The following is a 21,910-nucleotide window of genomic DNA, read 5'->3' on the forward strand; positions in this document are numbered from 1 at the left end:
ATCCATCCTCGTTACTTCCGGGCTTGCTCGATCGCCTCGACGATCGCGGCAGGGCTGGCGGGCAGGCGGGTGATCGTGACACCCAGGGGTGCCAGCGCGTCGTTGATGGCGTTGATGACCGCGGGCGTCGCGCCGATGGCGCCGCCCTCGCCGACGCCCTTGTAGCCGCCGACGCCGGGGCCGGGGATTTCGACGTGGCCGTACTCGATCGCGGGCACCTCGGTGGCCGTGGGCAGCAGGTAGTCGACGAACGTGCTCGACAGGGGATTGCCGTCGGCGTCGTAGGTCATGTCCTCGAGCAGCGCACCGCCGATGCCCTGCACCGTGCCGCCGGCGATCTGGCCCTCGACGACGTTCGGGTTGATCATCGGGCCGACGTCCTCGCTGACGATGTAGCGGGTCAGCGTGACCCGGCCGGTCTCGATGTCGACCTCGCAGGTGCACGCGTGAGTGGCGTTGGCCCAGTGGATCATCGCCTCGGGTGGCGAGGCGAACCGCGCCGTCGCCTCCAGCGACGACGAGACGCCCGGCGGCAGCTGCTGCGGTTCGTAGTACGCGCGGTAGGCCAGATCGGCGAACGTCACGCTCTTGTCCGGATCTCCGACCGCGACAGCGCGCGAGCCGGCCAGCTCCACGTCGGCGGCGTCGACCTCCAGCCGCGCCGCCGCCATCGCGATGAGCTGCTTGCGCAGGATGGCGCCCGCCTCGGCGACGGCGCCCGCGGTCATCGGTCCGCTGCGGCTGCCCTGCGTGCCCGCGCCGTACGGCGTGACCGCGGTGTCGCCCTGGATCGTCGACACGTCGCCGATGTCGGCGCCGAGTGCGTCGGCGGTCAACTGCACGACGGTGGTCTCGATGCTGTTGCCGGTCGACCCGCCGTTGACGTACACGTTGATCTTGCCGGTGGGTTCCATCCGGATCGTGCAGCCCTCGGTGCCGAGGTGCCCAGTCGCCGCGCCCGTCGGCTCGATGTAGGCCGAGAAGCCCAGGCCGAGGTAGCGGCCCTCGGCCAGCGCGTCGGCCTGCTCCTTGCGGAAGCCCTCGTGGTCGAGGATCTTGACGGCCTGCTCGAAGGTGTCGGCCGGCGCCACGTGGTCATACGGCATGCCGTTGGGGTTGAAGTACGGCATCTCGTCGCCGCGCAGGATGTTGCGGCGGCGCAGCTCGACCGGGTCGATGCCCGCCTTGCGGGCGGCGATGTCGAAAAGGATTTCGCGAGCGAGGGTTTCGTACTGCCAGGGGCCGCGGTAGGCCGCCAGCCCCGCGGTGTTGGAGAACACCGTCTTGTAGTTGAAGCTGGCCTTGGGCACCCGGTACGGGCCGGGGAAGAACATGCCGACCGCGGCGGTGGTCAACACCGGGTACGGGGTCGGGTAGGCGCCGATGTCGTAGGCGAAGTCGATGTCGACCGCCAGGATCGCGCCGTCCTCGTCGAGCGCCATCCGCACGTTGCCGTCGACGTGGCGGGCCTGCCCGGCCGACATCAGGTTCTCGCGGCGGTCCTCGATCCATTTGAGCGGGGCCGGAACCTTGCGCGCCGCAAGCATGATGCACATGTCCTCGCGCATCGGCACGACCTTCTGGCCGAACCCGCCGCCGGTGTCGCGCATGATGACCCGCACGTTGTGCGCCGGGATGCCGAGCAGGCGCGCGCAGAACGCGCGCAGTTCGTGCGGCGTCTGCGTCGACGCCCACATCGTGAGTTCCTCTGTGGCAGCGGTCCATTCGACCACCAGGCCGCGGCACTCGATCGGCACGGGCGCATAGATCTGCTGATAGACGTTGGCGGAGGCGACGTGCGCGGCGTTGGCGAACGTCTCCTCGTCCGGCGGCGCACCGCCCATGCCGCCCGCGACGTTGTCGGGGTACTGCTCGTGCACGACCACCGGGGACCCGACGGCTTGCGTGAAATCGGCGACTGCGGGCAGCGGTTCGTAGTCGACGTCGACGGCCTCCGCGGCGTCCTCGGCGAGGTAGCGGCTGTCGGCGACGACGAGGGCGACCGGATCGCCGACGAACTTCGCCTCACCTTCGGCGAGCGGCGGGCGGGGAGTGTCGGCGACGTCCTTGCCCGCCACCGCGTGCCAGGCCTCTTTCACGTCGGGGTTGAGGTCGGCGGCGGTGAACACCGCGTGCACCCCGGGCATCGCAAGCGCCGCCGACGCGTCGATGCCCTTGATCGTGGCCCTGGCGAACGGGCTGCGCACGAAGCAGGCGTGCAGCATGCCCGGCCGCACGACGTCGTCGACGAAGGTGCCGTGCCCGGTCAGCAGCCGGTTGTCCTCGACGCGCGGAACGCGTGTGCCCGCATAGCGGGTCGCGACCTTCTCCGCAGAAGCAGAAGTCACCCGATCACCCTTCCTCGCCGTGTAAGAGTGACGTTATCGCATTCGAGAACGACATTTCCATAAGTCGTGTCTCACGGCTCGTGATGAATGCGGCCGTCGGTTCCGCTCAGCGGCCGCCCGCCGCCGCCCCACCTGCGGGCGATGATCTCGGCGGCGATAGACACCGCGGTTTCCTCGGGGGTGCGGGCGCCCAGATCCAGCCCGATCGGACTCGCCAGCCGGCTCAGTTCGGCGTCGCCGAGGCCGGCCTCGCGCAACCGCTGCATCCGGTCCTCGTGGGTGCGCCGCGAGCCCATCACGCCGATGTACCCGACCTCGGGCAGGCGCAGCGCGACCTGCAGCACGGGCACGTCGAACTTGGGGTCGTGGGTGAGCACGCAGATCGCGGTGCGCGCGTCGATCGCCCCCTGTTCGGCCTGTTCGGCGAGATAGCGGTCAGGCCACATCACGACGACCTCCTCGGCGCCCGGGAACCGGGCCGGGGTCGCGAACACCGGCCGGGCGTCGCACACCGTCACCCGGTAGCCGAGCAGCGCGGCCTGCTGGGTCAGCGCGCTCGCGAAGTCGATCGCCCCGAAGATCAGCATCCGCGGCGCGGGCGCGTGGCTGGCGACGAAGACCTCCATGCCCGACTCCTGGCGCTGCCCGTCGGGGCCGTACGCGAGCACGCCGGTGCGCCCGGCGGCCAACAGCCCGCGGGCGTCGTCGGTGACCGCGGCATCGGCACGCGCCGAGCCCAGCGAGCCGTCCACGGTGTCGGTGCCGATGACCAGCCTTCTGCCGATGCGGTCCTGGTCGGGATGCGCGATGACGGTCGCGACCGCGGTCGGCCGGTGCGCGGCGATGTCGTCGGCGATGGCTTGCAGTTGCGGGAAGGTGTCGCGCGACGTCGGCTCGACGAAGATGTCGATGATGCCGCCGCAGGTGAGACCGACCGCGAACGCATCGTCGTCGCTGACGCCGTAGCGCTGCAGTTCGGGGTGCCCGGACGAGACCACCTCGTTGGCCAGTTCGTAGACCGCGGCCTCCACGCAGCCGCCCGAGACCGAACCGGCGACCGTGCCGTCGGGGGAGACGACCATGGTGGCGCCCGGCTGGCGGGGCGCCGAGCGCATCGTGCGCACGACGGTGGCCACACCGGCGGTGCCGCCGGCCCGCCACACGGCCAGCAAATCGTCGAGCACGTCGCGCACGCTCGCAGTGTAAGCCCGTCCCGCTGGGCGAGTGCTCAGCGATCGGCGGCGTGACTCTGACGAGTCGTGCTGTAATGGCTGTATCGCTTGGTACACCCCGAAGTTGAGGATCCCGCGGCTACCGTCGCTGCCCGCGGTGGCACCGGTCGGCGAAGTTCCGGACGGCCGCGTGGTGGACCTCCCCGGCCGGGGCGCCACCTATGTCATCGACTCGGGCCCGCATGACGGCCCGACGTTAGTGCTTCTGCACTCGGTGGCCTGCACCGGCGTGATGACCTGGTACCCCGCGCTGGCGCACCTGCGCCGGTTCGGCCGCGTCGTCGTCTTCGACCAACGCGGTCACGGGCAGGGCATCGACACGCCGCGGTTCCTCCTCGAGGACTGCGCGGACGACGTCGTGGCGCTCGCCGACGTGTTGGGCGTGTCGACGGTCGTTCCCGTCGGCTACTCGATGGGTTCGCTGGTCGCGCAACTGGTGTGGCGGCGGCACCCGTCGCGCGTCGACGGGCTGGTGTTGTGCGCCGCCGCGGCGGCGGTGAACCGGGCGAGCTACGAGAGGGTCGCGACCGGACTGTTCGCCGCGCTGCTCGAGTCGCTGAGCCCGCCGGCGCGCCGACTGGCGCCGGGAGCGGCGCTGACACAAGGCTACCTGCGCGACCACCAGTGGATCCTCGGCCAGGTGCGCAGCACGTCGCCCGGCGCGATCACCCGGGCGATCGCGGAGGACATCCGTTTCGACTCGACGAAATGGATCCACGAGGTCGACGTGCCGACGGCCGTGCTGGTGACCCTGCGCGACCGCGCGTTCGGTGTGAGCAGGCAGCGCTGGCTGGCCGACCGCATCCCCGACGCGGTGACCGTCGAGGTGGACGCCGGACACGCGGGCTGCACCTTCGCCTCAGAGAAGTTCGTCGCCGGACTGGTCGCGGCGGTGGAGTCGGTCCGCGACCGCCTTCCGGCGACCGAGCGGTACAGGAGCGCAGAGGGCTAGCGGTGAAGCCCCTGAGCGGCTGGGACTCGCTGTTGCTGTCCAGCGAGACGCCCAACGTGCACCAGCACACGCTGAAGATCGCGGTGATCGACACCTCGGAGTTCGCCGGTGCGCCGACGTTCGACGCGTTCGTCGGCATCCTGCGGGCGCGGCTGCCTGCGCTCGATCCGCTGCGGTACGAACTCGTCGACGTGCCGCTGCGCCTGCACCGGCCGGTGTGGCGGGAAGGCGCCGAGGTCGACCTCGACCACCACGTGCGGCGGGTGGACGTCCCCGCACCGGGCGGGCGGGCCGGGCTCGACGCGTTGATCGGCCGGATCGCGAGCACGCCGCTGGACCGCAGCAGGCCGCTGTGGGAGCTGTACTACGCCGAAGGCGTCGCCGAGAACCGCGTCGCCGTCATCGGCAAGGTGCACCATGCGCTCGCCGACGGGGTCGCCTCGGCCAACCTGATGGCCCGCGCGATGGACTGGTCACAGCAGGACGCGGCCATCCCGGCCGCCCGTTCGGACCCCGAAAACCTCTCTGCCGCAACGCTTCTGGTCTTCGCCGGCCGGGACCATCTGCGCCGGTTGGCCGCACTGCCTGCCGCCGTGAAAGACGGTGTCGCCGGCGCCTACCGGCTGCAGCGGCGAGCCCGTCGTCGCCGCCGTCACCCCGACCTCGCCGAGCGGTTCAAGCCGCCGCCCACCTTCCTCAACCGCAAGCTCTCGCCGGGGCGCGCGTTCGCTACCGCCACGCTGCTGCTCGAACACGGCGAAGGCCGCGCCGACGATGCGCTCATCGCGTCGGTGCCCGCGGCCACCGACGCGTCACCGGACCGGATCTCCGGCAACGAGCTGAGCACCATGCTGGTCTCGTTGCCTGTGCAGATCGCCGACCCGCTGGAGCGGATCCGGCTGATCCAGACGGCGACCGGCATCGCCAAGGAGGACCACCGGCTGCTCGGACCCGCGACCGTCGGCACCTGGCTGCGCTACGTCCCGCCCGCGGCGATGCGGGCCACGTTCGCCTGGACATCGCGCCGCGAGGCGCCGAACCAGTTGTTCAACCTGATCGTCTCCAACGTGCCCGGTCCCCGCGAGCGCGGCCGCATCGCGGGGGCGGTGGTCACCGAGATCTACTCGGTCGGCCCGCTGGCCGCCGGCTCGGCGATGAACGTCACGGTGTGGAGCTACGTCGACCAGCTCAACATCTCGGTGCTGTGCGACGACCTGCTGTTCGACGATGTGCACGCAGCGACCGACGCGTTCGTCGCGGCGTTCGCCGAGATCCGCGACGCGGTCAGCGCACGTCAAATTCGATCGGAACCTTCGCCGGACCGGTGATGCCCACCAACGGCTTCCATATCGCGGGCCCGGCGCGGCGCAGATTGCGCATCCGGCTCGCCATCACCACCAGCGCCTCGGCCAGTTCGCGGCGGGCGAGGTTGGCCCCGAGACAGTAGTGCGCGCCCGCCCCGAACGTCTGCATCGGCGCCGCGCCCCGTCGGGTGATGTCGAGGGTGTCGGGATCGTCGTAAGTCGCCGGGTCGCGGTTGGCGCTGGCCGTGTTGACCAGAACGAAGGTGCCCGCCGGAATCTCGACGCCCGCATATTCGACGTCCTCGGTCGTCATCCGCATCGCGCCGAACACGACGGGATAGAACCGCATCAGTTCCTCGACCGCGTTCATCGCGAGCTCGGGGTGCTCGGCGAGCAGCTCCCACTGGTCGGGGTGATCGCACAGCACGTCCACCGCGGCCGCCAGCTGGTTGCGGGTGGTGTCGGTGCCCGCCATCAGGATTCCGGCGGCCAGCATCCGCAACTCCTCGATCGTCAGCCGGTCACCGTCGTCTTCGGCGCGGATCAGCTCCGAGATCAGGTCGTCGGTCAGCGACGTGCGCCGGTCGGCGACCATCGCGTCGATGTACTCGTCGAGTTCACCCCACGCCTGCAGGATCACCGGTTCGTGTTCGGCGACGTTCCAGGCGAACAGCTTGAAGAAGTCGTCGGCCCACTCCGAGAACAACTTCGCGTCCTCGCTCGGGGCGCCCAGCAGTTCGGCGATCACCGGCACCGGATAGGGGCGGGCGATGTCCTCGACCACCTCGCAGCGGCCGGCCGGCAGCAGCGGGTCGACCAGTCCGCCGATGATGTCGGTGATGGTGGCCTCGAGTCGGTTCACCGAGCGCGGGGTGAACGCCTTGCACACCAGCCGGCGCAGCCGGGTGTGGTCGTCGCCGTTGATGCTGAGCAGGCTGGTGACGGCCCGGTCCCACAGCGGCCCCGACGTGATGCCCTGCGCTTTCAGCCCGAGCCCGGGCGGCATGCTCATCCGGGGGTCGCGCAGCGCGGCGTGCGCGGCCTCGTACGTCAGCAGTTCCGGGCCGTGCGCTCCCTGCGCCACCGCGGTCGCGCGGCGCGCCTCGGCGATGCGGCGGTGGGCTTCATGGGCGCTCGGCGCGTCTTCGTAGGACAGCGTCGGCATGTCGGCCAGAGCCATGGTGACCTCCTCGCAGTGATCACCTCCGATGCTCGGTTCGCAGCGCGACAGCGGGCTAGCGTAGGGCACTACTCCAACGGGAGAGGGGACGCGATGCGCGGCACCGGCCTGGCCGCGACGGTGGCCGTGGTGGCGACCGCCGCTGTGGCCGTCGCGCCCGTCGCGGCGGACCCGGCCCTCGTCGACGTCCGGGACGTGGTGCCCGACGCGATCATCGACCTGCGCTACGCCACCGCCGACAACTTCGTCGGCGAGCAGATGTATCCCGCCGACGCACGGTGTCTGGTGGATGCCTCGATGGCGCCGCGGCTGACCGCCGCCGCGGATGTGCTGCGCTCCTCCGGTGAGGTGCTGGTGTTCTGGGACTGCTACCGGCCGCACGAGGTGCAGGTGCGGATGTACGACGCGGTCAGCGAGCCGGGCTGGGTGTCGCGGCCGGGCCCGTATGCCAAGAGCCACGAGGCGGGTCTGTCGGTCGACGTGACCGTCGCACGCGACGGCGCGCTCCTGGACATGGGCACCGGTTTCGACGAATTCACCCCGCGCGCAAACGCTTACGCGACGGACGGCGTCAGCCCCGAGGCGCAGGCGAACCGGGCCCGGCTGCGCGACGCGATGGCCGCCGGCGGCCTGACGGTCTACAAGGGCGAGTGGTGGCACTTCGACGCGCCCGGTGCGTACACGCCGCGGCCGATCCTCGACGCGCCGCTCAACTAGGCGTAGTCAGGCCGCCGTCGGGTCGGCGGACACCGCCTGGCAGTAGTGGCACAGATTCGGCCCGAGCGTCGGATAACCACATCCCCCGCAAACAGCTACCGCGGTTGTCTCATCGGCTTCGAGCATGCCGCCTATGTACCCCGTCCCTCGGAAATCAATCCCAAATCTGGGACGGATTTGGAAAGCTGCCGTACGACATGGCTACCACTGACACGCTCCCGGCCGACACCGACACCCACAGCGCCCGGCGGGCGTGGGCGGCGGTCGTCCTGCTCGCCGTCGTCGGCACCCTCAACTACGCCGACCGGTTCCTGCCCGCGGTCCTCGCCGAACCGATCCGCAGCGATCTGGCCCTGTCGGACACCGCACTCGGCGTCATCAACGGGTTCGGGTTTCTGGCCGTGTACGCGGTGCTGGGCCTGGTGATCGCCCGGATCGCCGACCGCGGCGCGTTCGGGCTGGTGATCTCGGCCTGTCTGACGCTGTGGGGCGCGATGACGATGCTCGGCGGCGCGGTCCAATCCGGTTTTCAGCTCGCGCTCACCCGCGTCGGCGTGGCGGTGGGGGAGGCGGGTAGCACGCCCGCCGCGCACGCCTATGTGGCGCGTAACTTCGCGCCCGACCGCCGCGCCGCGCCGCTGGCGGTGATCACCCTGTCGATCCCGCTGGCGAGCGCAGCCAGCCTGATCGGCGGCGGCCTGCTGGCCCAATCTCTGGGCTGGCGAATGGCTTTCGTGGTGATGGGGGCGATCAGCGTGCTGTTCGCGCCGCTGGTGCTGCTCGCGCTCGGCCGCAGGCAGTCGATGCCCGCCGCGCCCGCACAGCGCGGTGGGCTGGCGAGCGCCACCGACCTGTTGCGCAAACCCAGCTTCGTGGTCATCGTCGCGGGCGCGGCGTGCATCTCGGTCGCGGGCTACTCGCTGACGGCCTTCGCCCCCGCGTATCTGGTGCGCGCGCGGGGGATGGAACTGGGCGAAGTCGGGGTGCACTACGGCATCGCCAGCGGGTTGACCGGCATCCTCGGCCTGCTCGTCGTGGGCCGTATCGCCGACCGGTTGGCCGCGCGGGATCCCCGGTGGCCGCTGTGGCTGGTGGCCGCGGTGACCGCTGCGATGCTGCCGTTCTCGGCGCTGGCGTTCACGGTCGGCAGCCAGACGCTGTGCATCTGGTTCATCTCGCTGAGCTATGTCGTCGGAACCGCGTACATGGCGCCGTCGATCGCGGCGATCCAGCGGTTGGCCCGCGTCGAACAACGGGCCACCGCGTCGGCGATCTTCCTGTTCTTCAGCGCGGTCGTCGGGTCGGCGGGCCCGTTCCTGACCGGTGTGTTCAGCGACGCCCTCAAAGCCGATCTGGGCGCCGAATCGCTCGGCCGGGCGCTGCTGATCGTCCCGGTCTTCCAGATCGTGGCGATCTGCTGCTATCTCCTCGCCAGCCGGCGGTTCACCCGCGAGATCGTCGACACCCCGTGACCACGCGGCTGCGGGCCTGTTTACTGTGTCGTTGATATCGACAGCAAAGGAGACGTGGATGGCGCAGTTTCTCGCTCTGCAGGGCTCGGCCCACCAGACCCACCAGTCGGCGGCCTATGAACTCCAAGAGGCGGTGGACATCGAGAAGCTCGCGCAGGAACTGTCCAGCGCGGTGACCCTCGACCGCGTCGTGCCGGTGCCCGCCGTGCTCCCGCAGGCCAGGGGCCGCCGGCAGAAGGTGACGCTGTACGTCCGGCCGGCCGCGTGGGGACTGTGGACCTTCTACGAGCTCTCGGAAGAGGATCAGCGTCAGCTGGTGAAGGAGAACCCGTTGCTCAACGCGCTCGTTCAGGGTGTGTCGCAGCAAGGGCAGGCACGTCCGGCGGCACAACAGAATCCGCTCTTCGGGCAGCAGTAACCCGGCCGAGGTCGCTGATTTCCGGCGCGGCATGACGTAGCTTCGCCTTCGTGGCCGAGCTGATGAATCGCCAGATCGTGTTGCGTCGCCGACCCACCGGGCTGGTGCAGCCGGACGACACCGAGCTGATCAGCCTGCCCGCTCCGGAACCCGCCGAGGGTGAGGCACTGGTGCGTACCACCTATGTCGGTATCGACGCCGCGGCCCGCACCTGGCTCAACGACCAGCCGGGCTATCTGCCGCCGGTGCAGCTCGGTGAGGTGATCCGGGCCGCAGGCATCGGCGAGGTGGTGGCGTCGCGCTGTGACGCCTACACCGTCGGCGACGTCGTCACCACGCTCACCGGGTTCCAGGAGTACGTCATCAGCCGCGATGACATCTTCACCACCCCGGTGCCCGGTCCCGACGTCGACCAGCTCGCGGTGATGTCGGTGTACGGGCCGACGGGCGCGACCGCGTACTTCGGGATGATGGGCATCGGCAAGCCGCAGCCGGGCGAGACCGTCGTGGTGTCGGCGGCGGCCGGCGCCACCGGATCGGTGGCCGGGCAGATCGCCAAGATCGCCGGCGCCCGGGTCGTCGGCATCGCGGGCGGTCCGCAGAAATGCCGGGCGGTGGTGGAGGACTTCGGTTTCGACGCTTGTATCGACTACCGCGACGGCGATCTGGCGGCGGCGTTGAAGTCGCACTGCCCCAAGGGTGTTGACGTGTACTTCGACAACGTCGGCGGGCCGATCCTCGATGCGGTGCTGGGCCGGCTGGCGCACAAGGCCCGTGTCGTGTTGTGCGGTGTCATCTCCAGTTACCTGACCGGTGAGCATCCGGGTCCGGCCAACTACGTGAACCTGCTGTCGAAGACCGCGCTGATGCAGGGCTTCAACGCGCTCGACGAGTGGGGGCGTTTCGGCGAGGCGTTCGGGCCGCTGCGGCAGTGGGCGCAGGAGGGCAGGCTGGTGCACCGGCAGACGATCTTCGAGGGCATCGAATCGTGTGTGGATGCGATGAACGGGCTGTTCACCGGCGCCAACATCGGCAAGATGTTGGTCAAGATCAGCGAGCCGAGCGCCGGTGGTTGAGGTGCTTTCGATCCGGGTATCTCGATCGCTGTTGTCGGACAGATCTTGAAGGAGTACCTGCATGAGCGCTCGCCGGATGGCTCGGATGGTTGGTGTGACCGCTGCTTTCGGTGCGCTGCTGGGCGCACCGGTCCCGCTCGCCGCGGCGCAGCCGCCGCCCGCGTGCCCCGACGTGCAGGTGGTGTTCGCTCGCGGCACGGGTGAACCCGTCGGCGTCGGCGGGATCGGGCAGTCGTTCGTCGACGCGGTCCGCGCGCAGGCCGCGCCGCGCTCGGTCGACGTGTACGCGGTGAACTATCCGGCCAGCAGCGACTTCAACAACCGCATCCAGTTCGCGCGGACCGTCGTCGACGGCATCCGCGACGCGGCGGGCAAGGTCGAGTCGACGGCTACGGCGTGCCCGGACACCCGCATCGTGCTCGGCGGCTTTTCCCAGGGCGCGGCCGTCGCGGGCTTCACCACCGCGGCGGAGATTCCGCAGGAGATCCCCGCCGAGTACCGCGAGTTCATCCCGAACCCGATGCCGCCCGAGATCGCCGACCACGTCGCCGCGGTCGTGCTGTTCGGCAAGCCCTCGCCGCAGTTTTTGCGGGACATCGGCGCACCGCCGATCGTCATCGGCCCGTCGTACACCGGCAAGACCCTCGACCTGTGCGCCGAGGGCGACACGATCTGCAACGGCGCACCGGTCGGCGGCCCGAGCTTCGCGCACGCGTCCTACGGCTTCAACGGGATGACGAACGAGGGCGCGGCCTACGCCGTCGGACGGTTGGCGCCGGCACCGGCGGACGCCGAACCGGCACCGGCGGCAGCGCCCGCTCGCTGAACCTTTAGTACGCTTCGGCGGTGAGCACGCCGAGGACACGTGCGCGCCGGGTGCGCGGCGGACTCGTCGGCGTCTCCTCTGCCGCGGTGAGCGCTGTGGCCCACATCGCCGCGGGCGGTGAGATGCCCGGCGGCACGTCGTTGGCGGTGGCGATCCTCGTGTGCGGCACGGTCGGCGCCGTGCTCGCGCGTATCACTCTCGATGACCGGCGTGCGCGAATCACCGCGGTGGTCGCTGCGCTGGGTCTCGCACAGGCCCTGGGCCACGTCGTGTTCCTGCTCGCCGGCGGGCATCACCACGCGGCGTTCGGGCTGACACCGGTGATGGTCGCGGCCCATGTCGGCGCCGCGGTGGTGCTCGGCGCGGGGATCGTCGCCGTCGAGCACCTCTATGTGGTGTGCGCGTCCGTGCTGCGCTGGCTACGGGTGTACGCGACGCTCGGCGTGCGGCCACGCGCGCGCACATCGCGTCGTTTCACGAAAGTTCTTGTCGCCCGGCCGGTCCTGATCTCGTCGGGGCTCGGTATGCGGGCTCCGCCGGTGAGGTTCGCGACGGCTTAGCCGTCGCTTCGAATGTCGCGGCCGTCCCGGCCGCCGATGGCCGCTGCGTGCGGCCCTTCGAGTCACCTCAATCTCCGGTGCGCCGAATGCTTTTCGCGCACCGCCGGCACGAAAGTCACCTCTGTCATGACGACCATCCCTGAACAAACCCCTGTGCGGCAGCGACCACCCGGCGGGCTACGGCCGCTGCTGACGCGGCTGCACTTCTACGCCGGCGTCTTCGTCGGCCCGTTCATCCTGATCGCCGCCGTCACCGGTCTGCTGTACGCGGTGATCCCCCAGATCGACAGCGCCGTACACCGGCACGAACTCACGGTCGAGCACGTGGGCGGGCAGCGGCTGCCCCTCGCCGAGCAGCTGCGCGCGGCGCGTGCCGCTCATCCCGAGGGTGCGATCGAGAGCATCCGTCCGCCCGCCGCCGCTGACGACACCACCCGGATCCGGCTGGCCGTCGACGATGTGCCGCCGGACTACGCGCGCACGGTGTTCGTCGACCCCTACACCGGTGAGGTGCGCGGTGCGCTCACCACCTACGGCGAATGGCTGCCGGTGCGGGCCTGGTTCGACGAACTGCATCGCAACCTGCATCTGGGCGCGCTCGGCCGGAACTACAGCGAGCTGGCGGCCAGCTGGCTGTGGGTGATCTCGCTGGCAGGTCTGGTGCTGTGGGTCCTGCATCGTCGCGACACCGGCAGGTTGCGCCGCATCGCCGCGCCGGACCGCGACTCGGGAGGGCGCCGTCGGACCCTGTCCTGGCATGGCGCGGTGGGGGTGTGGATCATCGTCGCGCTGCTGGGTCTGTCGGTCACCGGCATCACCTGGTCACGCTACGGCGGTGAGACGGTCAACCTGTTGCAGCAGCGGTTGAACACCACGGCGCCGGCGGTCGACACGGCACTGCCCCGGTCGGCGGGCTTTGACACGCCGGGCGGAGCGGACGTCGCGCTGCGGGCGGCGACCGATGCGGGCCTTGCCGGCCCGCTGTGGATGTATCCGCCGGCCGGTGCGGGACACGGCTGGGAGATCGCGGAGAACAAGCGGGACTGGCCGACGCGTTACGACGCGGTCGTCGTCGACCCGGCATCGGGAGCCGTCACCGACCGCGTCGACTTCGCCGACTGGCCGCTGCTGGCGAAGCTGACGAACTGGGCGATCGACGCGCACATGGGAGTGTTGTTCGGGCTGCCGAACCAGATCCTGTTGGCGTTGACCGCCATTGGGTTGATCACGGTCGTGGTCCGTGGCTACACGATGTGGTGGCGACGGCGGCCGACGCGCGGGCGGGTGCTCGGGCGTCCGCCGCTGCGCGGCACACTGCGCCGCCTGCACCCGCTGGCTGCCGCCCTGCTGGTCGTGGCGGGGGTCGGCATCGGCTGGGCGCTGCCGCTGTTCGGGCTGACGCTGGCCGCGTTCGTGATCGTGGACGTCGTCGTCGGTGCGGTGAAGCGACGCAAGGAGACTGCCGATGCGTAGCGGACGACTCCTGGCCGCGGCGGCCGTCTGCGTGCTTCTGGCCGGCGGCTGCACGAGCCCCGAACAGGGTCACGACGAAGCGCTCGTCACCGTCGAGGATGCGTGGGCGACGGCGGCGGAAACCGGCATGGCCGCGGTGTTCGGCACCCTGACCAACGCCGGACAGCGCGACGCCGTCCTGGTGTCCGGCGACTCCACGGACGCCGCGCGCGTCGAGATCCACGAAGTGGTGTCGGACACCGACGGCGCGAAAACCATGCGGCCGAAGCCCGGCGGGCTGACGATCCCGGCCGGCGGCACACACGCACTCGTGCCCGGCGGCGATCACCTGATGCTGATGGACTTGAAGCATCCCTTGACACCGGGCTCCGACGTGACCGTGACGGTCGCCTTCGAAGACGGTTCCACGTTGCCGGTCACCGCGCAGGTCCGTGACTTCGCCGGCGCCTCGGAGCCGTACCAGGGCGCGCCTTCCCATGACCATGGGTGAACCGCAAGGACTCAGTCGGCGACGCCTGCTCACCGGAGGCGCCGCGGCGGTGGCGGCAGGCGCGACCCTGACGACGTGCAGTTCAGTCGACAAGGCGACGGCCGCACGGGATTTCGGTACTGAAACCGAACCCGTGCACGGGGCGCACCAGGCCGGGGTGGCGACACCGCCGCAAACCCATGCGGTGTTCGTGGCGCTGGATCTGCTCCCGCAACAAGGTCGCGGGCCGCGCGAAACCCTCGAAGCGGTCCTGCGGCTGTGGAGTTCGGACATCGCCCGGCTGGCCGAGGGCAGACCGGCGCTGGCGGACACCGAACCCGAACTCGCACACCTGCCCGCACGCCTGACGGTGACGGTCGGGCTCGGTCCGAGCGTGTTCGACCGGGTCGGCCTCGCACACAGGCGACCCCGCTCGGTCACGGAGGTGCCAGGCTTCTCCACGGACCGGCTGCAGCCGCGGTGGTGCGGCGGCGACCTGCTCCTGCAGATCTGTGCCGACGACCTGGTCACCGTCGCGCATGCGAGTCGCGTGCTGCTCAAGAACGTGCGGGCGGTGACCCGACAACGCTGGCGGCAGAACGGTTTTCGACATGCGCACGGTGCGGGTGGTTCGATGCGCAACCTCATGGGGCAGGTCGACGGCACCGCCACCATCGCCGACGCCGCCGGGTTCGACCGGCTCGTCTGGGACGACGGATCCGATCAGCCGTGGTTCGCAGGAGGCACCGTGATGGTGGTGCGGCGGATCCGCGCGGAGATGGACACCTGGGATGAACTCGACCGGCAGTCGAAAGAGCTCGCGGTCGGACGTCGACTGGACTCGGGTGCACCGTTGACCGGGGACCTGGAAACCGACCAGCCCGACTTCGCGGCGAGTAGGAACGGTATCCCGGTGATCCCGCCCAACTCCCATATCGCGTTGGCCCGCCCCCGCCGTGCCGACGAGCAGTTCCTGCGCAGGCCCTACAACTTCGACGACGCCCCGCCCGCGGGGCACATCACGGACAGCGGCCTGATCTTCGCGACATATCAACGGGATCCGGCACGTCAGTTCGTGCCGGTCCAGCGGCGGCTGGCGCAATCCGATGCGCTCAACGAGTGGATCACCACGGTCGGCTCGGCGACATTCGCCATCCTGCCGGGGTTCCGGCCGGGGGAGCACCTGGGCCAGGCGCTGCTGTGACCGTCGGTCAGAACGGGCTGCTGTTCTGCTGCCAGCGCGCCTCTTCGGGCCGCGGGCCGAAGCGCCGGATGTAGTCCTCGTGCATCGCCGCATCCTTCTGCCGCTTGATCTCGTCGACCATGTTCTGGTCGAGGCCGTGCTGGGCCAGCCGGTGCCTGCGCCACACCTTGTTCAGTGCCAGGGCCATCAGGATCGCCCAGATGTAAATGGGCGCGGTCATTTCCAGGTGGACGTAGAAGGAGGCGGGGAGTAACCAGAACGGCGCGAGGATCAGCAGCGGTGGGATCGCCATGCGGATCATGTGCCGGCGCACGGCGCCCGGCCCGGCGAGGTCGCGGGCCACCCAGTCGCGCATCGAGTCGGGCAGGCGGCGTCCGTACGAATAGCCGATGTACTGAATGAGGTTGGGGCGCGCGTCAGCCACGTTGCTCCTTGTCGTTGTCGAGTGCGCCCGCGGCGCGGGCGGCGGTGTTCACGCGCGTCAGCGCGTTGCGAAGACGTTCCAGTTCGTCGAGGTCGACGCCGAGGCGGCGCACGACGGTCGGCGGGATCTCGAGTGCCCGCTGGCGCAGCTGCACACCGGCGTCGGTGAGCCGCACGTCGGTGGCGCGCTCGTCGTCGGCACGACGGGTGCGGGTGATCAATCCCAGCGACTCCAGTCGCTTGAGCATCGGCGAGAGCGTCGCCGAGTCCAACTGCAGGGCGGCGGCGATGTCCTTGACCGACAGCGGCGCCGTCTCGGCCCCGGCGGCGGACTTCTCGTGATCCCACAGCGCGAGCATCACCAGGTACTGCGGATGGGTGAGGCCCAACGGCTCGAGCAGAGGCCGGTAGACCGCCAGCACCGCCCGGTTGGTGACCGCCAACGCGAAACAGACCTGCTGTTCGAGCGCCAGGGGATCGATCTCGGTGTCGGCGGTGGTGGTCACAAAACCATAGTGGACGAATAGTTAGTGCCCTAGCAATGTCGATCCGGTCACAGCGGCGTGTTTCGGCGCGGCGCAGGCCGGTGACACCGTCGGTATGGCAGCAGAGAATGACCCGCCCGCGGTTCCCAAGGACGCGACCAAGGTGACCGAGGAGCAACGCGAACTGCAGGACGAGCTCGACCATCGCAACGACGACCCCGAGGCGCCGGGCGGGCACCAGGACCGCCACGACGTCGCCGACGAGACTTGACGATCAGCCCGGCGCGGGCACTCCCAGTGCGAGCACCGCGGCATCGTCTTTGACGCCGGCGCCGAAGCTGGTCAACAGGTCGCGGATGGCGTCGACGATCTGCTGTGCGGTGGCGGGCGCGTGCGATCGGACGAATCGCAGCAGCGCGCCCTCGTCGTTGTAGCGGCGCCGGCCCGTTCCGGTGCTGGCCTCGGTCAGACCGTCGGTGTAGAAGACCATGGTGTCGCCGGGTGCCAGGTGGAACCGGTGCGCGACGAAGTGCGGATCGTTCGTGACGCCGACGGCTTGCCCGCCGACGGTGTCGGCGTAATAGGCCGTTCCGTCTGCCGCGATCAGCAGCGGCGGCGGGTGTCCGCCGCTGGCCAGCGCGACGTCGAACCCGTCGCCGCGGGAGGTGACGTGCCCGTCGATCACGGTGCACAGCCGGTTCGACCGGATGTCGACGTCCTGCATGAGCACCGAGTTGAGCACCTCCAGCGCCTTGACCGGATCGTGGTCGGCCACGGCGGCCGAGCGCAGGACGTAACGCGTCAGGCCGGTGACGACGGCCGCGTCGACGCCCTTGCCCGCGACGTCGCCGAGGAAGAACCCCCATGTGGACCGGGTCAGCGGGAACAGGTCATAGAAGTCACCGCCCACGTCGTCGTCCGAAGCGGTGTGGTAGTGGGCGGCGGCGTCGAGGCCGGCCGGCGGGGACAGGAGCGGCGGAAGCAGTGAGCGGCGCAGGGTTTCGGCGAAGGCCTGCACCCTGCTGCGTTCGGTGTCGGCTTTCTGCCGCTGCGCCAACAACTCTCGTTCGTAGCTTCGGCGGTCGCCGGCGTCGACCGCGGTGAGCCGCAACAGCTCGGCCCGCCCGTCGGCGTCGGTCTTCACGTTCGCGGTGAGAAAGATCGGCAGCCGGGAGCCGTCGGCCGCCGCGAAATCGACCGTGACGCCGTCGAGTTTGCCGCTCATCCGCAGCATCGGGCGGAAGTGGGTGTCGAAGTGGATCCGGCCGCCGACGGTGAGCAGGTCGGTGATCAGCTTGCCGCGCAGGGCATCTGGACCGTATCCGAGCCACCGGCTCAGCGTGGCGTTGACCCGCAGGATCCGCCCGTTCGGCTCGGCGATCGCGTGACCGCAGGGCGCGTGCTCCCAGTGGTCTTCGACGTCGATCTCGGTCATGCCGGCGCGGCGAACTCCGCGATCGCCTCGGCGGTGACATCCGGATCGCTGACGTGCGGGCAGTGTCCGGTCGCGTTGAGCGTGACGAGTCGGCTGTCAGGCACGTGGGTGTGCACATACCGTCCGACGCTGCGCGGAGCTATTGCGTCCTCGGTGCAGTCGACGATCAGGGTCGGCACCGGTATGCGTGGCAGGTCGGCGCGGTTGTCGGACAGGAACGTCGCGCGGGCGAACGCCCGGGCGCGGTCGGGATCGGTGCGGCAGAACGAGGCTTCCAGTTCGTCGCTCAATTCGGGCCGCTCGGGGTGTCCCATGATCACCGGCGCCATCGCCTGCGACCAGCCGAGGTAGTTGAGGTCCATCGACTCCAGCAGTTCGTCGATGTCCTCGCGGGAGAACCCGCCGTGGTAGTCGGCATCGTCGACGTAGCGCGGCGACGGTGTGACCATCACCAGCTTCGCGAACCGGGCCGGCTCCCTGATCGTCGCGAGCGCGCCGATCATCGACGCCACCGAGTGGCCGACGAACACGACGTCCGTGAGATCGAGTTCGCGCACGATGTCGACGATGTCGTCGGCGTAGCCGTCGAGCGTGGCGTACTTCGCGTCGTCCCAGGCTTGAGGATCGGAGGCGCCGGAGCCGACATGATCCATCAGCACGATGCGAAACGTCGGCGTCAGGCGGTCCACGATCAGCCGCCACAGGTTCTGGTCACAACCGAACCCGTGGGCCAGCAGCAGGAGCGGTCCCCCTTCTCGGCCAACGATCTTGATGTTGTTCCGAGCGCACACGTCCATGTCAGCAGCTTAAATGGCGCGCCGCGCACCGTTGCCGGCCGCGGGTTTGTTTTGCCTGGTCAGCCGGTGGGTATGCAAGGCGGACAGGTTCAGATCCGTGAGCCCGCCAATTTCCCCTCGAGCGGAACGGACGTACCCGTGGCTGGACCCAGTAGCGACTACTCAGACGTGACCGAGATGTTCCGTCGCCTCAAGACCCTCGACGAGGGGTCGGCCGCCTACCGACGACAGCGGGACCTGATCTGCGCGCGATGCCTGCCGCTGGCCGAGCACATCGCACGCCGCTACCGCAACCGCGGGGAAGCACACGAGGACCTGGTGCAGGCGGCGCGGGTCGGTTTGGTCAACGCGCTCAACCGATTTGACGTCGACAACGGCGCGGAGTTCCTGTCGTTCGCGGTGCCGACGATGATGGGCGAGGTGCGCAGGCACTTCCGGGATCACGCCTGGGCGGTCAAGGTGCCCCGCGCGGTCAAGGACCTGCAGTCGCGCGTGAACAAGGCGAGCGGCAAACTGGCGCAGACGCTGGGCAGGGCGGCGACGGCCAGCGAGATCGCCGAGTACTTGCAGGTCGACCGCGAGCAGGTGGTGCAGGCCGTGATCGCCGGGTCGAACTACTCGACCCTGTCGACCGACATGCCCGCCAACCGTGACGACGACTCGAGCTCGTTCGGCGACGGCCTGGGCGGCGACGACGCGGGATTCGACAAGGTGCTCGAAGTGGAGACGATCCGGCCGCTGATCGCGGCGCTGCCCGAGCGGCAGCGCGCGGTGCTGACCCTGCGGTTCTTCGAGGACCTGACCCAGTCGCAGATCGCCGAGCAGATCGGGTGCTCACAGATGCACGTGTCGCGGCTGCTGGCAAAAGCGTTGGACGCGCTGCGAAGTCAGGTCGGGGAAACGGCGCTCGCCAACGCGAGCTGAGGTGCGAGCCAGGGGTCACCGATTCGAGGACTGTGCCGTCGTAGAATGTCGGAGGCTCCACGAGCCAACCGCCGCGTTAGCTCAGTTGGTAGAGCATCGCTCTTGTAAAGCGAATGTCGAGAGTTCGATTCTCTCACGCGGCTCCACAGTTCTGTCGGTGCCGGCGGATACGTTCCGATCATGGTGGTCGCCTGCCGCGGGTGCGGCACACGGTTTGAAGGTCGCCGGCAAAGGGTGTTCTGCAGCAACGCGTGTCAGCAGTTGCACCGGCGGCGCATGCTCCTGAACCTTTGGCTCGACACCGGCACCTGCGGCAGAACGTCATACTCAGGCAATTTCGTTCGGGATTACCTATTCGAACAGCAAGGCGGATGTTGCGCCATCTGCGAGATGAAGAGCGAATGGAATGGCACGGCCTTGACTCTGGTCATCGACCACATCGACGGCGACTCGACCAACAATCGCCGCGAGAATCTGAGGCTGGTTTGTCCGAACTGTGACAGCCAGCTGCCGACATACAAGGCCCGGAATCGCGGCAACGGGCGCCACTACCGCCGAGTCCGATACGCCGCCGGACAGTCCTATTGACGAGGCGCACCACGCGTTTATGCGATCGCTGCTTCGGGGAACTCCGCTGCCCGTGACTGTCAAGGACGATCTGCTCAGCGACTTCCCGCATATCTACCCGGGCCTGACCCGGTCCGAGGTCGAACAACTACTCACGCTGCTCGACAAGAGTGCCAGCACCGAGGGCGGATTGGGGCTGAGCATCGCGACGGCGGTCAAGCCGCTGGCGCCGGAGGTCGCGGCCCGCATCGAGTCCTACAAGCAGTCCGACGTCGACGACTACATCCGCATGCTGCGCGGCGCCGTCGTACTGCTGCTGCAGCAGTGGCAGCCCGAGGATCAGCCCCCGCCGCCGGAGAGCATCGCGACCGCGGTGGAGACCATCGAGGCCTGAGCTACTCGCCGGTGTCGATGATCCGCTGCGAGGTCACGCTGCGCGACGACCGCGCCCGCGGGCGCCGACCGGGCAGCGGGATCCGGTCGGCGATGTTGCTGAGCGGGTTGACCACCTGGCTGAGCGTGATCACCGCCTCGTGCAGCGCGTCGATCGTCGGCGCCAGCGCCTCCAGCCCCGGCGCCAGCCGGTTCAGCGTGTCCGCCACATCGGCGAGCTTGAGCAGCGGCCCGTCGGGGTCGGTCAGCGTGTCCAGCAGCCCACCCTCGGCCAGCAGCCGGTCGGCCACCCCGTCCTCGCGCAGCACGCGCTCGACCAGGCCGTCGTTGGCCAGCAGCTGATCGGCCAGCCCGCCCGGCGCGATCACCCGCGACAGCGCGCCGTCGTCGGTCGTCATCCGGTCGACCAGCCCGCCCTCGGCCATCACCTGGTCCACCAGCCCGCCCGGCGCCACCGCCCGCGCGACCGCGCCGTTCTCGGCCGTCATCCGATCCAGCAGCCCGCCCTCGGTGGTCAGCTGGTCGATCAGCCCGCCCGGGCGCAGCAGCCGGTCCAGCGGGCCGTTGGGCGCCAGCGCGCGCCCGAGCGGCGCGTCGTCGTCCATCAGGCGGGCCAACCGGTTCGCCCGCTCGACCGCGTCGTTGAGCCCCAGCATCTGGGCGAACGACGCCGATCCGGCGCTGTCGCCGGCCTGTTCGCCGAGCGTGCGTTGCGCCATGCCCACCGCGCCGGTGGCCATGGCGAGCCCCGCGTCGGCGACCGCCAGCGCGGCGCGGGCCGGTGCGGTCGCGATGTCGGTCAGGGCTTTGCCGAGGTTCATCACCTCAGTCTATGGACCGCACAAGGCCAAACTCACAGGAAGTTGACAGCGATCATGCAGCATCATTACAAGCCTGAAGGCAGACAGTAGGTGAATGGCGATGCCTGCGTTACCCGAGAACACCCCCGAAGCCAAGGTGCTCGTTGTCGACGACGAGACCAACATCGTCGAGCTTCTCGCCGTCAGCCTCAAATTCCAGGGTTTCGAGGTGCACACCGCATCGAACGGCCCCGCCGCGCTGGACAAGGCCCGCGAGGTACGTCCCGACGCCGTCATCCTCGACGTGATGATGCCCGGGATGGACGGCTTCGGGTTGCTGCGCCGGCTGCGCGCCGACGGCATCGACGCGCCCGCGCTGTTCCTGACCGCCCGCGACTCCCTGCAGGACAAGATCGCCGGGTTGACCCTCGGCGGCGACGACTACGTCACCAAGCCCTTCAGCCTCGAGGAAGTGGTGGCCCGGCTGCGGGTGATCCTGCGCCGCACCGGCCGCGGCGTCGAGGAGCCCCGCAACTCGCGGCTCACCTTCGCCGACATCGAACTCGACGAGGACACCCACGAAGTGTGGAAGGCCGGCCAACCGGTGTCGTTGTCGCCCACCGAGTTCACACTGCTGCGGTACTTCATCATCAACGCAGGCACGGTGCTGTCGAAGCCGAAGATCCTCGACCACGTCTGGCGCTACGACTTCGGCGGTGATGTCAACGTCGTCGAGTCCTACGTGTCGTACCTGCGCCGCAAGATCGACACCGGCGAGAAGCGCCTGCTGCACACGCTGCGCGGCGTCGGCTACGTGTTGCGCGAGCCGCGGTGACGAACCGCCGGCGCGGCACA

24 protein-coding genes and 1 tRNA gene are annotated in these 21,910 nt (G+C 69.6%); 17 read left to right on the top strand and 8 right to left on the bottom strand.

The annotated features are described in order from the left end of the window. Positions 1-11 precede the first annotated feature (11 nt). Together BLW81_RS10625 and BLW81_RS10630 are read right to left on the bottom strand one after the other, a co-directional pair. Entirely contained in the window at positions 12-2,348 is a 2,337-nt protein-coding gene (locus tag BLW81_RS10625; protein ID WP_083407133.1) for a xanthine dehydrogenase family protein molybdopterin-binding subunit, read from the bottom strand. A gap of 71 nt (positions 2,349-2,419) precedes the next feature. Further along, on the bottom strand, positions 2,420-3,541 hold the full coding sequence (locus BLW81_RS10630; protein WP_083407134.1) for an XdhC family protein: 1,122 nt from the start codon (positions 3,539-3,541) through the stop codon (positions 2,420-2,422). A 103-nt stretch (positions 3,542-3,644) separates the two neighbouring features. Here BLW81_RS10630 and BLW81_RS10635 point away from each other — a divergent pair, with 103 nt between their 5' ends. Both BLW81_RS10635 and BLW81_RS10640 read left to right on the top strand, forming a co-directional pair. Continuing rightward, positions 3,645-4,532 (top strand): alpha/beta fold hydrolase, encoded by an 888-nt coding sequence (locus tag BLW81_RS10635; RefSeq protein WP_235632235.1) that lies wholly within the window; start codon positions 3,645-3,647, stop codon positions 4,530-4,532. Between the two features lie 2 nt (positions 4,533-4,534). Then, a complete protein-coding gene (locus tag BLW81_RS10640) occupies positions 4,535-5,860 on the top strand; it encodes a wax ester/triacylglycerol synthase domain-containing protein (RefSeq protein ID WP_083407135.1) in 1,326 nt (441 codons plus the stop codon). Here the strand turns inward: BLW81_RS10640 and BLW81_RS10645 are convergent. Continuing rightward, entirely contained in the window at positions 5,817-7,016 is a 1,200-nt protein-coding gene (locus BLW81_RS10645) for a cytochrome P450 (RefSeq protein WP_083407136.1), read from the bottom strand. The genes BLW81_RS10640 and BLW81_RS10645 overlap by 44 nt on opposite strands. A gap of 93 nt (positions 7,017-7,109) precedes the next feature. Between BLW81_RS10645 and BLW81_RS10650 the strand changes: the two genes are divergently transcribed. The 9 genes from BLW81_RS10650 (at position 7,110) to BLW81_RS10690 (ending at position 15,231) form a co-directional block, all read left to right on the top strand. Continuing rightward, positions 7,110-7,733: a M15 family metallopeptidase gene (locus BLW81_RS10650; protein WP_083407137.1), complete on the top strand. Its 624-nt coding sequence runs from the start codon at positions 7,110-7,112 to the stop codon at positions 7,731-7,733. A gap of 197 nt (positions 7,734-7,930) precedes the next feature. Further along, positions 7,931-9,205, top strand: coding sequence for a spinster family MFS transporter (locus BLW81_RS10655; RefSeq protein WP_083407138.1), 1,275 nt, complete (start codon positions 7,931-7,933; stop codon positions 9,203-9,205). 58 nt (positions 9,206-9,263) lie between these two features. Continuing rightward, positions 9,264-9,623 carry a hypothetical protein gene (locus tag BLW81_RS10660; RefSeq protein ID WP_083407139.1) on the top strand — a complete coding sequence of 120 codons (360 nt, stop codon included), beginning with the start codon at positions 9,264-9,266 and terminating at the stop codon, positions 9,621-9,623. Positions 9,624-9,673: 50 nt separating this feature from the next. After that, entirely contained in the window at positions 9,674-10,699 is a 1,026-nt protein-coding gene (locus tag BLW81_RS10665) for an NADP-dependent oxidoreductase (RefSeq protein WP_083407140.1), read from the top strand. Positions 10,700-10,760: 61 nt separating this feature from the next. Next, on the top strand, positions 10,761-11,525 hold the full coding sequence (locus tag BLW81_RS10670) for a cutinase family protein (protein WP_083407141.1): 765 nt from the start codon (positions 10,761-10,763) through the stop codon (positions 11,523-11,525). Between the two features lie 20 nt (positions 11,526-11,545). Beyond that, a complete protein-coding gene (locus BLW81_RS10675) occupies positions 11,546-12,085 on the top strand; it encodes a hypothetical protein (protein WP_083407142.1) in 540 nt (179 codons plus the stop codon). Positions 12,086-12,211: 126 nt separating this feature from the next. Then, positions 12,212-13,558, top strand: a complete 1,347-nt coding sequence (locus tag BLW81_RS10680) for a PepSY-associated TM helix domain-containing protein (RefSeq protein WP_083407143.1) — start codon at positions 12,212-12,214, stop codon at positions 13,556-13,558. Next, positions 13,551-14,048: a copper chaperone PCu(A)C gene (locus tag BLW81_RS10685; protein WP_083407144.1), complete on the top strand. Its 498-nt coding sequence runs from the start codon at positions 13,551-13,553 to the stop codon at positions 14,046-14,048. The genes BLW81_RS10680 and BLW81_RS10685 overlap by 8 nt, the downstream gene beginning before the upstream one ends. After that, the gene (locus BLW81_RS10690) at positions 14,041-15,231 is read left to right on the top strand and encodes a Dyp-type peroxidase (RefSeq protein ID WP_083410457.1); all 1,191 of its coding nucleotides are present in this window, start codon (positions 14,041-14,043) and stop codon (positions 15,229-15,231) included. Before BLW81_RS10685 ends, BLW81_RS10690 begins: the two co-directional genes overlap by 8 nt. Before the next feature lie 7 nt (positions 15,232-15,238). On the opposite strand, the gene BLW81_RS10695 is transcribed toward BLW81_RS10690, so the two are convergent. After that, positions 15,239-15,655: a DUF5313 domain-containing protein gene (locus tag BLW81_RS10695; RefSeq protein ID WP_083407145.1), complete on the bottom strand. Its 417-nt coding sequence runs from the start codon at positions 15,653-15,655 to the stop codon at positions 15,239-15,241. Next, on the bottom strand, positions 15,648-16,160 hold the full coding sequence (locus tag BLW81_RS10700; protein WP_083407146.1) for a MarR family winged helix-turn-helix transcriptional regulator: 513 nt from the start codon (positions 16,158-16,160) through the stop codon (positions 15,648-15,650). Before BLW81_RS10700 ends, BLW81_RS10695 begins: the two co-directional genes overlap by 8 nt. 94 nt (positions 16,161-16,254) lie before the next feature. Between BLW81_RS10700 and BLW81_RS29610 the strand changes: the two genes are divergently transcribed. Next, positions 16,255-16,410 (top strand): hypothetical protein, encoded by a 156-nt coding sequence (locus tag BLW81_RS29610; protein WP_173839602.1) that lies wholly within the window; start codon positions 16,255-16,257, stop codon positions 16,408-16,410. Positions 16,411-16,413: 3 nt separating this feature from the next. Here BLW81_RS29610 and BLW81_RS10705 read toward each other — a convergent pair whose 3' ends face one another. Together BLW81_RS10705 and BLW81_RS10710 are read right to left on the bottom strand one after the other, a co-directional pair. Continuing rightward, a complete protein-coding gene (locus BLW81_RS10705) occupies positions 16,414-17,574 on the bottom strand; it encodes a PP2C family protein-serine/threonine phosphatase (RefSeq protein ID WP_083407147.1) in 1,161 nt (386 codons plus the stop codon). After that, the gene (locus tag BLW81_RS10710) at positions 17,571-18,371 is read right to left on the bottom strand and encodes an alpha/beta fold hydrolase (protein WP_083407148.1); all 801 of its coding nucleotides are present in this window, start codon (positions 18,369-18,371) and stop codon (positions 17,571-17,573) included. Before BLW81_RS10710 ends, BLW81_RS10705 begins: the two co-directional genes overlap by 4 nt. A gap of 177 nt (positions 18,372-18,548) precedes the next feature. Here BLW81_RS10710 and BLW81_RS10715 point away from each other — a divergent pair, with 177 nt between their 5' ends. From BLW81_RS10715 to BLW81_RS10730, 4 genes are all read left to right on the top strand, one after another. Beyond that, positions 18,549-19,295 carry a SigB/SigF/SigG family RNA polymerase sigma factor gene (locus BLW81_RS10715; RefSeq protein ID WP_083410458.1) on the top strand — a complete coding sequence of 249 codons (747 nt, stop codon included), beginning with the start codon at positions 18,549-18,551 and terminating at the stop codon, positions 19,293-19,295. 70 nt (positions 19,296-19,365) lie between these two features. Then, positions 19,366-19,441 (top strand) — tRNA-Thr (locus tag BLW81_RS10720). A gap of 34 nt (positions 19,442-19,475) precedes the next feature. Beyond that, the gene (locus BLW81_RS10725; RefSeq protein WP_083407149.1) at positions 19,476-19,883 is read left to right on the top strand and encodes an HNH endonuclease; all 408 of its coding nucleotides are present in this window, start codon (positions 19,476-19,478) and stop codon (positions 19,881-19,883) included. Positions 19,884-19,935: 52 nt separating this feature from the next. After that, positions 19,936-20,256: a hypothetical protein gene (locus BLW81_RS10730; RefSeq protein WP_083410459.1), complete on the top strand. Its 321-nt coding sequence runs from the start codon at positions 19,936-19,938 to the stop codon at positions 20,254-20,256. A gap of 1 nt (position 20,257) precedes the next feature. Here the strand turns inward: BLW81_RS10730 and BLW81_RS10735 are convergent, their stop codons facing one another. After that, entirely contained in the window at positions 20,258-21,076 is an 819-nt protein-coding gene (locus BLW81_RS10735; RefSeq protein ID WP_083407150.1) for a hypothetical protein, read from the bottom strand. 94 nt (positions 21,077-21,170) lie between these two features. Between BLW81_RS10735 and BLW81_RS10740 the strand changes: the two genes are divergently transcribed. After that, entirely contained in the window at positions 21,171-21,890 is a 720-nt protein-coding gene (locus BLW81_RS10740; RefSeq protein ID WP_083407151.1) for a response regulator transcription factor, read from the top strand. Positions 21,891-21,910: the final 20 nt, after the last annotated feature.

The organism is Mycolicibacterium rutilum (assembly GCF_900108565.1).
GTDB classification, from domain to species: domain Bacteria; phylum Actinomycetota; class Actinomycetes; order Mycobacteriales; family Mycobacteriaceae; genus Mycobacterium; species Mycobacterium rutilum.